The 11,976-nt window shown below is 68.1% G+C and carries 10 protein-coding genes; 3 read left to right on the top strand and 7 right to left on the bottom strand.

The annotated features are described in order from the left end of the window. The first annotated feature begins 65 nt into the window (after positions 1 to 65). Genes PW734_07485 through PW734_07475 form a run of 3 tightly spaced genes read left to right on the top strand, consistent with a single transcriptional unit; the run spans position 66 to position 2,247 of the window. A complete protein-coding gene (locus tag PW734_07485; GenBank protein MDE1171033.1) occupies positions 66 to 557 on the top strand; it encodes an ankyrin repeat domain-containing protein in 492 nt (163 codons plus the stop codon). Between the two features lie 14 nt (positions 558 to 571). Then, positions 572 to 1,348: an ankyrin repeat domain-containing protein gene (locus PW734_07480; GenBank protein MDE1171032.1), complete on the top strand. Its 777-nt coding sequence runs from the start codon at positions 572 to 574 to the stop codon at positions 1,346 to 1,348. A 14-nt stretch (positions 1,349 to 1,362) separates the two neighbouring features. Next, entirely contained in the window at positions 1,363 to 2,247 is an 885-nt protein-coding gene (locus PW734_07475; GenBank protein ID MDE1171031.1) for an ankyrin repeat domain-containing protein, read from the top strand. Here the strand turns inward: PW734_07475 and PW734_07470 are convergent. The 7 genes from PW734_07470 to PW734_07440 are packed head-to-tail and all read right to left on the bottom strand — an operon-like array spanning position 2,244 to position 11,973. Further along, the gene (locus PW734_07470; protein MDE1171030.1) at positions 2,244 to 3,380 is read right to left on the bottom strand and encodes an Lrp/AsnC family transcriptional regulator; all 1,137 of its coding nucleotides are present in this window, start codon (positions 3,378 to 3,380) and stop codon (positions 2,244 to 2,246) included. The two genes, PW734_07475 and PW734_07470, sit on opposite strands and share 4 nt — an antisense overlap. A 10-nt stretch (positions 3,381 to 3,390) precedes the next feature. Continuing rightward, a complete protein-coding gene (gene leuB / locus PW734_07465; protein MDE1171029.1) occupies positions 3,391 to 4,470 on the bottom strand; it encodes a 3-isopropylmalate dehydrogenase in 1,080 nt (359 codons plus the stop codon). Between the two features lie 3 nt (positions 4,471 to 4,473). Further along, positions 4,474 to 5,022, bottom strand: a complete 549-nt coding sequence (locus PW734_07460; protein MDE1171028.1) for a 3-isopropylmalate dehydratase — start codon at positions 5,020 to 5,022, stop codon at positions 4,474 to 4,476. Positions 5,023 to 5,053: 31 nt separating this feature from the next. Next, positions 5,054 to 5,707, bottom strand: coding sequence for a hypothetical protein (locus PW734_07455; protein ID MDE1171027.1), 654 nt, complete (start codon positions 5,705 to 5,707; stop codon positions 5,054 to 5,056). Next, entirely contained in the window at positions 5,697 to 8,237 is a 2,541-nt protein-coding gene (locus PW734_07450; GenBank protein ID MDE1171026.1) for a DEAD/DEAH box helicase, read from the bottom strand. The genes PW734_07455 and PW734_07450 overlap by 11 nt, the downstream gene beginning before the upstream one ends. Next, positions 8,234 to 10,915 carry an ATP-dependent DNA ligase gene (locus PW734_07445; protein ID MDE1171025.1) on the bottom strand — a complete coding sequence of 894 codons (2,682 nt, stop codon included), beginning with the start codon at positions 10,913 to 10,915 and terminating at the stop codon, positions 8,234 to 8,236. The genes PW734_07450 and PW734_07445 overlap by 4 nt, the downstream gene beginning before the upstream one ends. A 50-nt stretch (positions 10,916 to 10,965) precedes the next feature. Further along, positions 10,966 to 11,973, bottom strand: a complete 1,008-nt coding sequence (locus PW734_07440) for an aspartate-semialdehyde dehydrogenase (GenBank protein ID MDE1171024.1) — start codon at positions 11,971 to 11,973, stop codon at positions 10,966 to 10,968. Between the last annotated feature and the right edge of the window lie 3 nt (positions 11,974 to 11,976).

The raw sequence follows: 11,976 nt of genomic DNA, 5'->3' as shown, positions 1-11,976 counted from the left end.
ACTCTTTCATGCCCGGTGAAAGAGCCAAAAAATCCCTGCCTTTGAGTCCCAGGACAGCGGAACTATTGGTCAGATCCCTCAAAAACGATGCGTTTCTCTCCTTCAACCAGGACTACGCGCTTTCCCTGGAACATTTTCTCATCGAAAACCAGAACGGTCACGGCGACACCCCTTTGCATCAAGCCGCCTGGCATCGCCGCCTCGACCAAGTCATCGCCGCCCTGAAAGATTCCGGGGAAACATTCTCCCCGACGCATTTCCTGGTCAAAGACGATCATGGTTACACCGCCCTGCACGGCGCGGCCCGGGAAGGCCAGCTCGATCAAATCTTCCAGCCCTCCCTTTGGCAAGGCCGCCTGACGGAGATGCTCCAGCTCTGGAGCCACGTCCCGGAAAAAGACCGCTCCCAAATCGATTTTGAGCAGGTTTCCGGCGAAGCCTCCCTTTCCAGCCGTCCGGCGCTTCCCCGCCCCGCCGCCGACGCCTTCCGCGCCGCCCGCCGCCCGGGTTTCTCCCCGCCCGACGGGGAATCCCCCTCCCTTCAACGCGGCCAATAGCCGAATCAAGGTTCATGGACGCTCCCATCGAAAAAATCGTGCCGCTTCCAACCGTGGCAACCTCCACACGGTTAAGAAGCGCCATCCTGAACGGGGAGCTGCCCGCCTTAACCGCCGAGTTTGCCTTTTCCCGGGAACACTTCCTCTCCCTGGACGGGGACGGCTATTACCCCTTGGTGTGGGCGGCCCAGGAAGGGTGCCTCCCGCAGGTCGCTTCCGCCGTAAAGGAAGCGGGGCAAAGGCTCATCCTGGAAGATTTTCTTACCCCCACGCGCTTCGGAGACTCCTCCGTCCATCCCGCGGCGCTTACGGGGCACCTCGACCAAATCGCCGCCGTTGTGAAAGAGTCCGGCCAACGCCTGACACTGGAGCACCTCCTGGCCGGCAACGGATCGAATAGCTCCCCCCTCTATTGGGCGGCCCACGGCGGCCACCTCGATCAAGTCGCCGCCCTTCTTAAGGATTCCGGCGAAACACTCGCCGCCGAGCACTTCCTGGCACCGAATGCTTCCGGCAAGACGCCGCTGATCCAAGCGGCGGAGCATGACAACCTCCGCCAAGTCTTCCAACCCTCCCTCTGGCATGGCCGCGTGCCGGAAATGCTCCGCCTCTGGTGCCATGTGCCGGAAGAAAACCGCTCCCAAATCGACTTCCCCAAAATCACCCGGCAGACCCTTTTCTTAAGCCGCACCGTTCCTCCCCGCCTGGACCCCGACGCCTTCCGCGCCGCCTCCCGTCCGGCCATTGCCCTTCCCACCAGGGAAACCCCCGTCCGCGAACACGGCCAATAGCCGAATTGAGTCTCATGGCCGACGCACCCGAAAAAACCGCGCTTCCCCTTTCCCGGGAAACGGAATGGCGGATCTACGAGGCCATCACCGAATACGAGCTCCTCCCGTTCGCGGAAAAACACCAGCTCACCCACGCCCACTTCCTCCTGAAAAGCAACAAGGGGTACACGCCCCTGCATTGGGCGGCCCGGTATGGTTGCCTGAACCAGGTGGCCTCCATCCTGGAGGACACGGACCACCCCCTCTCTTCTAAGGACCTTTCCCTCCGGGACAGCGCCGGCGACACGCTCTACTATTGGGTGGCGATGTTCGGTCACTTCGATCAGGCAGCAGCCATCTTGAACCAGGACGGGGAAACCCTTTCCCTCCACCATCTGCTGACCCACGGCAGCCGGGGCAGGACTCCCCTGCATCAGGCGGCGGAAGAGGGGCACCTCGATCAAATCGCCTCCCTTTTGAGTCCGGGCCAGAAATTGACTCCCGAGCACCTGCTCCTCCCGGATGGCGATGGGTGGACTTCCCTGCATGCCATGGCCAGCAACGGGCACCTGGGACAGGCGGTGGCTATCCTGGGGCCGCAGCTGACCGCCCAGCACTTCCTGACCGCAAACGACGCCGGGCGGAGCGTTCTAAGCACCGCCACGCACGCGGGAAACCTGGAGCAGATCTTCCAGCCCGGCCTTTGGCAGGGCCGCATCCCGGAAATGCTCCAATTGTGGGAACAGGTGCCGGAGGAAAGCCGCTCCCAAATCGATTTCGGCCAGATCGCCGACGAGACGCTCCACCGCAGCCTCCCTTCCCTGCCGCGCCTGGAGAGAGGCGTCTTTCATGCGGCCGCCCGGGCCTCCCTCCCCGGCGTGGAGGCGGCGCTCCCGCCGCAAAAAACAAAAGGCCGTTAAGCCGTCATCTGGCGCCAGTCGACGCCGTTGGCCTCTGCCCAGGCCTTGTAGGCCTGAGGGGCGATTTCGGAGGGCTTGATCTCGCTCCGTCCGCCCCAAAAGATGTTGGTGTAGCTCACCGGGATGCCCATTTCCCGGAGATGGGCGTCGATGGCCGCCTTGTGGCCCTGGACCTTTTCCTTATCGGTGCCGTGGGCCACGGCCATGATGTTGACGTGGTTGAACTCCGGCCCGCCCTCCCGCCAGTAGGCGTGGGTGAGGATGTGGAAGCGGCCCACCTGGCAGCCCGCCTCCAGCTCGCGCCCCTTGGGCACGGCCCAGTGGAAGAGGGCGTTGAAGCGGGTGACCCGCTCCCCGGCCGCGTTGGCCTTCACATGCTCCAGGAAGGTGGAGAAACGGCCGACGACGCCGCGCTTCACCAGCCCCTCGGCCACCTCGTAGAATTTCTCCAGGGAGATCCCGGCCTCCGCCGCGCGGGCGGCCCAGAGGTCCGGCACCAGCTCCTCGACGGCGAATTCCCGCTTGAGGGCGACCAAGACCTGCCACTCCAAATCGGAAAGGGCCTGCACCTCGATGGCGTGCATCGCGGCGGGGGCCTCCCCCTTCGAGCCGAAGGGGATTTCCCGCCGCCGGACGTGGCCGACGCCCAGGACGAAGATGCCCTTGGCGGGCATCAGCTTGAAATGGTCGGCGCCGATCTGCCGGGCCAGGTATTCCCCGTGCTTCTGCATGGAGAAGCCCTGGGGAACCTTGAGGGTGGTCCAGAGCTTGTATTGGGAACCGGCCGTCTCCGCGTCCGTGGAGCGGACGACGACGTGGCCGCTGAAGGGGTCCTTTTGGAAGAGGTAGTCGAAGGCCGCGTCGAGCCGCTCCTGCGGCACCCGCCAGGCGACGAGGGCGCCGGGGGCCAGGTCGTTGGCCATCAGGGTCTGGCGGACGCGCCGGATGGTGCCCGCCTGAAGCATGGCGCGGATCCGCTCCACGACGGTTTCCAGCGGCACCTCGGAAAGGCGGGCGATCTCGTGCAGGGGCTGCCGGTGGAAGCCGCCGATGCGGTCCTCGGAAACGGCCAGGATCTGGGCGTTGACGGGGTCGTGCGTGCTGACAGGGACGGATTCGGCGGCGGCGGTCATGAATGGCGTTTTAGATTCGTTCCAGGATGGCCTGGCCCATCTCCACGGTGGAGACCTTCTTGGTGCCGGGGCTGTAGATGTCGCCCGTGCGGTAGCCGTCGGCGATGGCGCGGCGGACGGCCCCCTCGATGGCGGCGGCGGCCTCTTCCTTCCCCAGGCTGAAGCGCAGGAGGAGGGCGGCGGAAAGGATCTGGGCGATCGGGTTGGCGATTCCCTTCCCCGCAATGTCCGGGGCGGTGCCGCCGGAGGGCTCGTAGAGGCCGAAGCGGCCCTCGCCCAAAGAGGCGCTGGGCAGGAGGCCCAGGGAGCCGGTGACGGCGGCCACCTCGTCGCTGAGGATGTCGCCGAACATGTTTTCGCACAGCAGCACGTCGTAGGCGGCGGGGTTCTTCACCACCTGCATGGCGGCATTGTCGACGTAGACGAAGTCGAGGGCCACGTCCGGGAATTCCGGCGCGATCCGTTTCACCGTCTTGCGCCACAGGAGGCTGGTTTCCAGGACGTTGGCCTTGTCCACCAGGGTGACGCGCTTGCGGCGGCCCCGGGCGGCCTGGAAGGCGGAGCGGGTGATCCGCTCGATCTCCGGCGTCTCGTAAACCATGGTGTCGACGGCGCGCTCGCCGCGCTCCGTGGCGACGGTCTCCTTCGGCTTGCCGAAGTAGAGGCCGCCGGTCAGCTCCCGGACGACGAGGATGTCGAAGCCCTGGGGGATCAGCTCGTTCTTGATCGGGGAGGCGTGGATCAGCTCCTGGTAGCAGATGGCCGGGCGGAGGTTCGCGTAGAGGCTAAAGATCTTCCGCAGCGGCAGGAGGGCGGCGCGCTCCGGCTGCTCGTTGGGGGGGAGGTGTTCCCACTTCGGCCCGCCGACGGAGCCGAAGAGGATGGCTTCCGCCGCGCGGCAGGTTTCCACGGTGGCCTCCGGCAGGGCCTTGCCCGCCGCGTCGATGGCGGCGCCGCCGACCAGGGCCTCCGTGAACTCGAACGAAACGCCGAAGCGCCCGCCGATCTTTTCCAGGAGCGGCAGGGTAACGGACATCACCTCCGGGCCGATGCCGTCGCCGGCCAGCACCGCGATCTTATGCGCGCCCATGGACTAGGCGGAGGGGATCATGCCCGACTGGCGGGCGTAGTTGAAGATGCCGCCCGCCTCGATGACGGGGCGGACGTCGCCCAGGGGCTTGAGCTGGTAGGTCTTGCCGTTGGCGCGCAGCTGGTCCTTGTCGAAGTCGATCTCCACGTGGTCGCCCGTCTTGATCTCGTCGACCAGGCGCTCGTCGATGTCGTAGGGGAAGACCTCGCCGGTGGCGATGCAGTTGCGGAAGAAGATGCGGGCGTAGGACTGGGCGACGGCCACCTTGCACCCGGCGGCGCCCAGGGCGATGGGGGCGTGCTCGCGGGAGGAGCCGCAGCCCAGATTCTTTCCGCCGATGAGGATCGGGTACTTGGTCTTCGTCTCCCCCGCGGCGATGAAGCGGGTGGGGTATTCCCCCTCCGGCAGGCCGCACAGGGCGTAGGAGCCGAGCTTGTCGTATTCGGCCGGAACGGTGGGGACCAGCATCAGGTATTGGGCGGGGATGATCTGGTCGGTGTCGATATTGTCCTTCACCACGAAGGCCGGACCGGAGATGACTTTGGAGCTCATGGAATTGGGGAGGTTCCAGCCTACCCGTCCCCTACCCCGCCCGCCACGAAAAAATCCGGCGCGGGGAGAGCAGCCAGACTCGGTCCTCCCCCTTCAGATGGGGCGTCCAATCGGTCCCCGCCGCCCAGGGGGAAAGGGCCGGGACGATCCACCGGCCCGGTTCCTGGACCAGGACGGGCAGCTTCAGCCGCAGGCCCGCCCCGTCCCCCCAGGAGAGAGCCGGGTGGAAGTGGCCGACGACCTCAATGTCTCCCTCCCGCCGGGGCTCGGAGAATTTCTGGTGGCCATGGTGGAAAACGTAGCGTCCCAGGCGGCAGGAATCGGCCGTGACGGCGGGCCAACCCCGGTCGTGGTTGCCGGAAAGGACGACCTGCTCCAGCGAAGGGTCGAGGGAGGCGAGGAACTCCTCCGCCGGTTCCCGGCCCGCCGCGTCGTGGAGGGCGTCCCCCAGCCAGATCATCCGGGCGGGGGTGTAGGCTTCCAAAAGTTCCAGAAGGGCGGCGCGCAGCTGGGCGTCTCCCCAGTGGGGATAGAGATGCCCGCGGGCCCGGAAACTGCGGGCGTAGCCCCAGTGGAGGTCGGCCAAGACGAGGGTCCCGTGCTCCTTGAAGTAAAGGGCGCGCGCGGCGTCGAGCCAGACGCCGGGGGCGACTTCCTGGCGGACGCGCTTCGGCTCAGGCGGCATCGGCGGTCCTTTCCAGGTCGTGATAGAGCTCGTGGTAGAGGCGCTCGATGGCCGTCTCCGGGTCCTCCATCATCATCGTCTCCTTGATCCCGCTCACGTAGATGCCGAAGGAAAACGGGCTGACCCGCTCCACCGGCACCCAGCGGACGGGGAGCGTCAGCGCCTCCTCCATAAATGCGACAGCCCGCTTGATGTCGAGGAATCCGTGGGTGGCGTCCTCGTAGGCCTGTTCCAGGAGCGGGTGGTCGGGCTCGTGCTTCTGCAGGACCTCGAAGAGGATGTCGCTGCTCCACTGAAGGACCTTGGGCCGCCGCGCCTCCCCGCGCACCTGGCGCGGGACCATGAGGCCGGTCTGGGCCACGCCGCGAAAGTGCCATTTCACCAGGTCGGCCTCCCGCAGGGACTCGCGCAGGTCGGCCTCCGCCCCTTCCGGGTTGAGGAGGGCGCGCCAGTCCTCCGCGTCGAGGGCCTGGAAGTCCCTTAAGGAAAGGAGGAGACCGTAGTCGTCGACGGTGACCAGGGCGTTGCCCCCCTTCCGCCGCCGGACGCGCCAGGCCAGCACGCGGGAGAGCGCGTCGTTGGCGGAGCGTCCGATGAGGGAGTGGAGGAAGTAGTGGACCTTGTTCCCCTCCCGCACGATCTCCGCGACCAGCTCCCGCGTGGTGGGGATCACGGAGACGCGGGCCTGCATCGCCATCTGGCGGGCCAGGGCCTCCGCGTTGCGGACGGTGATGCCGTATTCCTCGACCAGCCATTCGATCGCGGGCGCCAGGTCGTGCGGGCCGCCCCCCTCCGGAAAGAAACGGGCCATCCGCTCCCGCATTCGCGCCACCTCCCGGGCCAAGCCGGAGGCCAGAGGCATCTTGTTGGCGAACCAGCGCGGCACGTTCGGCACCGCGCCGCGCGCATCGACGACGGTGGCGGTGAGGAACTGCGTCTTCACCAGCCGGACGGTCTGCCCGTTGAGGACGAAGACGCCGCCCGGCTCGACCCGCTTGATGAAGTTCTCCTCCACCTCTCCCAGGTTCCGGCGGCCCTTCCGCACGCGGACCATGCTCTCCGAGACGATGGTGCCGACATTCTGGTAGAACTGCCGCGCCACCTGGGGCCGGGGCAGCGCCAGCGCCCCGCCTTCCGCCAAGGCCACCTTGCCGAAGGTTTCCGTGTAAGCCTGTTCCAGGCTTTTCCCGCCCCCTGCCAGGTAGCGGAGGACGCGATCGAACTCCCCGCGCGGCAGATCGCGGTAAGGATAGGCGCGCCGCACCAGCGCGAAGGCGGCGTCCGGCGTGAAGCCGCCCCAGGCGGCCAGGGCCACTAGGTGCTGCGCCAGCACGTCCCGGTTGTTCCGCGGAATGCGGACCGGCTCCAATTCCCGGCGCTCCGCCATGCGGGCGGTGACGCAGCACTCGGCCAGATCGTTAATGTTCGTCGCCACCAGGATGCCCCGGCTGACGCGGTCGACGGCGTGGCCGGAGCGGCCGATCCGCTGCAGCGCCCGGGCCACCCCCTTCGGCGCGGAGATGAGGACGACCAGGTCGACCGAGCCGATGTCGATCCCCAGCTCCAGCGTGGCGGAGCAGACGACGGCCCGCAGCTCCCCGCGCTTCAGCCGGTCCTCCACGTGGAGGCGGATCTCCCGGTCGAGCGAGGCGTGGTGGACCTCGATCCGGTCGGCCAGATCCGGGGCAGCGTTTTTCAGCCCGTAGCCGATCCCTTCCGCGCCGCTGCGCGTGTTGGTGAAAATGAGCGTCGTCCGCGTCTCCGCGACCAGCGCGGCCAGCTCCTTCATGACCCGTCCGGCGGTGTACCCCGCGGACGGATAGGGATCCCGGCGGAGCGGGGAAAAAACCTCGATGAGGGTCTTCCGCTCCGCCTCCGCCGGCGGGGCGACGATGACGGGCCGCTTCCCCCCGCCTCCCAGGTAGGAAGCCATTTCCTCCAGCGGCGCGATGGTGGCGGAGAGGCCGATGCGGACCAGGCCCCGCGGGGCCAGCGCTTCCAGCCGCTCGGCGCTCACCATTAAATGAACGCCCCGCTTGTTCTCCGCCAGGGCGTGCAGCTCGTCGACCACCAGGTAGCGCAGGGAGGCGAAGGAATCGGCCAGCTTCGGCTGGGAAAGGAGGAGGAGCAGGCTCTCCGGCGTCGTGACGAGGATGTGGGGCGGCCGCCGCCGCTGGGCGGCCCGCTCCTTCGCCGTGGTGTCCCCCGTGCGGGAGCCGACGCGGACGAAGCCGAGGCCGATCTCCTCCAGCGGGCCCTGGAGGTTCTTCTGCAGGTCGTAGGCCAGGGCACGCAGCGGGGAAACGTAGACGGCGACAATGCCGGAGGGGAGCACCTGGGCCTCCTGCGCGCGCAGGAGGTGGTCGAAGACGCCCAGGAACGCGGCCAGGGTCTTCCCCGTTCCGGTAGGGGCGGAAAGAAGGACGGAGCGCCCTTCCAGGATCTCCGGGATCGCTCCCGCCTGTCCGGCGGTGAAGCGGCCGAACTTCCCCTCGAACCAATCCAGGATGCGGGGATGGAGGCCTTTCATGCCGGGGCCGCCGCCTCCATGCCCGCCGCCAGGCGGCGGCAGGTTTGCAGGGTGTCAATCTCCGCCGGGCTCTTGTCCGGCCGCAGGCGGGCGATACGCGGGAAGCGCAGGGCGTAGCCGGAGGCGTGCCGGTCGCTCGACTGGATGCCGTTGAAGGCGACCTCGATCACCACCTGCGGGTCGACGATCCGCCGCCGCCCGCGCGTTTCCAGGGTGTGTTCCAAAAAGAACTCGGTCAGCCGGGCGATCTCGGCGTCGGTCAGGCCGCTGTAGGCCTTGCCGACGGGCAAGAGCGCGCCGGTCTCCTCGTCCCGGACGGCGAAGGTGTAGTCGGAGAGGACGTCCCGCCGCTTGCCGTGGCCCAGCTCGACGGCGACGACGACCACGTCGAGGGTGGCGTAGGCTTTCTTGAGCTTGATCCAGGAGAGGCCCCGGCGGCCCGGCGTATACGGGCTCTCCGGGTCCTTCGCCATGAGCCCCTCGTTCCCCCGCTCGCGGGCGCGGAGGAAGGCGGCCTCCACCTCCACCGCGTCGGCGGCCAGGGAGCGCGGGGCCAGGCCCACGCCGGGCGGCAACGCCAGCTTTTCCAGCCGGGCGCGCCGCTCGCGCAGCGGGAGCTTGAGGAGGCTCTCCCCGTCCTGCCAGAGGAGGTCGTAGAGGAGGAGGGTGACCGGGATCTCCTGCCCCAGGAAGAAGTCGTCCCCCTGGCGGCCCAGCCGCTTCTGCAACGAGGCGAAGGGAAGGGCGCGGCCCTTTTCCCAAGCCAGGATCTCCCCGTCGGCGATCAGCTCCCCCGGCAGCCCGGCGGCCGCGCGGACGATCTCCGGGAACTGGCCCGTCGTCCGGCGCAGCTCGCGGGAGTAAAGCTCGACGCCTTTCGCACCTGCTCCTTTATGGATCTGGCAGCGGATGCCGTCGTATTTCTCCTCCAGCCAGACCGGCGCGCCGAGCCGCTCGACCACCGCCGCCGCGTCCGGCTCCGGGCTGGCCAACATGAGCTGGAGCGGATGAAAGAGGGAGGGCTGAAGGGAAGCCAGCGCGTCGCCCAAGGCGGCCCGGGCCACGGCGGACAGATCGCCCGCCAGGAGATTGGCTTCCCGCACCGCTTCCAGCGGGCGGCCCGTGGCCCGCGCGAGGGCCTCCTCCACCAGGCCTTCCTTCAAGCCGATGCGGAGGTCCCCTGTGACGATCTTGGAAAGATACTTCCCTTCCCGGGCGGAGAGGCGGCGGAGCATCGTCTCCAGCCGCTCGACCTTCTGCGCGGGACCGGAGGTGGCGGCCAGTTCCCGGAACCACCCTTCCAGCTCCGGCAACGGCAGCGGCGCGGGCCGGGTTTTGCCTTGCAGGAGCGCCTCCACAGTGTCGCCCGTGTCGCTGAAACGGCGATAGAGGGCGCGGAACTCTCCCTCATGCGTCCCCGCAATCGCCAGGACCGCCCGGCGGATGAGGGAGCTGCCCAGGTTGAGCGTAAGGTGGGCCGAGGAAGGGAAAGGCCGCCCGGTGAAGAAGACCGCCGCGGCGGCCAGGCCGTCGGCATCGAGCTGCCCCAGGTAATCGGCCAAGAGATCGCGCTTCTCCAATTTGCCGGAAACCTTGCCCACCGCCTCCGCCGTGGCGGCCAGCGCGGCGAAGGTCCCCGGCGCGGCCTCCGCTTCCGGGACCAAGGGAAAGGCGACCGGCACGGCGGGTTCCGGCGCGGCAAGGAACAGCTCGGTCTGGTTGTCCCCTTCCAGGGCCCAGGCCTCGATCCCCTGCGCGCGGAGGGTCTGCGCGAACTCGTGCGCGTAGCCGTGGACGGTGTAGACCCGTCGGGGACCGACCCGCTCAATGAATTCAAGGAGCTGCGGGAAATCGGCGTGGTCGGAAAGGGGGAAGGCCGCGTCGCACTGGTAGCGGTAGACGGCGTTGGGATCCATCGCCCAGCCGGTCACCGCCGCGACGCGCCGGGGCCGGATCCTTTTGAGCCACGCGGAACCGTTGGCCTGCGGCGGGCAGATGACGACGCGCCCGGCGCATTCCGGCAGGTCGAAGGAGCGGTAGGGCGGGAAGACGATCCCCATCGCCTCGTAGATCTTGGTCATCCGCTCCGTCTGCGGGTGGAGCATGAGGGGGAGCCGGGCCTCGGCCAGGCTGGCCAACAGCTCCTGGCTCTTCCCCAGGGAGTAGCCCAGGAGGACCGGCACCTCCCCTTCCTCCAGCGCGGCGCGGCAGAATCCGGCGATCCGCTTCAGGACTTCCTCCGTGGGCGGGAAGACATAGTGGGGAAGGCCGAAGGTCGTCTCCAGGATGGCGACGTCGGCTTGCGGGACGGCGCACTTTTCGGCGGAGCGGCCTTCCCGCAGCTTGAAGTCGCCGGTGTAAAGGAGGCTTTCCCCTTCCCGCCGCAGCCAGAGCTGGGCGGAGCCGTGGATATGCCCCGCCGGGTAGAGGCGCAGCTCCGTCTCCGCGTCGAGGGCGTAGGGCGTGTCGTAGGGCAGGACGATCTCCTCCCGCTCCGCGGGCATCCGGGCCGCCATGAGGCGGGAGGTCCCCTCCGTCAGGATGACCCGCCGATGGCGGGCCATGTGGTCGAAGTGGGCGTGGGAGACGAAGGCCCGGTCGACGGGAAAGGGGGGATCGAGCCACAGGTCGACCTGCGGCAGGCGAATCCCCCTTTCATGGACGACCTGCCAGCTCACTCCCTTAAGTTAAATCGCCCCGGGAAAAGGGCAAACGGGAGGGGCCGCCGCTAACCCTTCGCCAGCGTCTCGGCGATCTGGACGGCGTTCCAGGCCGCGCCCTTCAGCAGCTGGTCGCCGCTGATGAAGAGGGCCAGGCCGTGCGGGTGGGAGAGGTCCTCCCGGATGCGGCCGACCAGAATGTCGAGCTCGCCGCTGGCCTCCAGCGGCATGGGGAAGTGGTTGGCGTCCCGGTTGTCGACGACGCGGACGCCAGGGGCCTGGGAAAGGATCTCGCGCGCCTCCTCCGGGGAGAGTTTCTTCTTCGTCTCGATGACGACCGATTCCGAGTGGGCGCGGAGCACCGGCACGCGGACGCAGGTCGCGCAGATGGGCAGCTCCGGCTCGTGGAACATCTTCCGCAGTTCCTCGCGGACCTTGTTCTCCTCCTCGTTGTAGCCGTTCTCGCCGATCGGCGTGTTGTGGGAGAAGACGTTGAAGGCGATCTGGTGAGGAAAGACGCTCTTTTCCAGCGCCGCGCCGGCGGCGTAGGACTTCACCTGCCCTTCCAGCTCCGCCATGGCCTGCGCGCCCGCGCCTGAGGCGGACTGGTAGGTGGAGACGACGATGCGGGTGATCTGGGCCTTTTGGTGCAACGGCCAGAGGGCGGTGCCCAGGATGGCGGCGGTGCAGTTCGGGTTGGCGACGATCCCCTTGTGCTTGGCCAGGTCGCCCGGGTTGATCTCCGGGACGACGAGGGGGACGTCCGGGTTCATCCGGTAGGCGGAGGAGTTGTCGATGACGACGGCCCCGGCTTTCACGGCCAGCGGAGCGAAGTCGCGCGAGCGCCCCGCCCCGGCGCTGAAGACGACGAAGTCGAGCCCCGCCATCCCCTCCTCCGTCAGGGGGAGGAGCGGCAGCTCGTGCCCGCCAAAGCGCAGGGTCTTCCCCGCGGAGCGGGAGGAGGCGAAGAGGCGCAGCTCGCCGATGGGGAAGGCGCGCGTCTCCAGAAGGCGCACGACCTCCTGGCCGACCGCGCCGGTCGCCCCGACGACGCCGACGTTGTAGGTCCGGCTCACGGG

The organism is Verrucomicrobium sp., assembly GCA_028283855.1.
Taxonomy (GTDB): Bacteria; Verrucomicrobiota; Verrucomicrobiia; order Methylacidiphilales; family GAS474; genus GAS474.
This window is presented reverse-complemented; position numbering and strand designations above follow the sequence as displayed.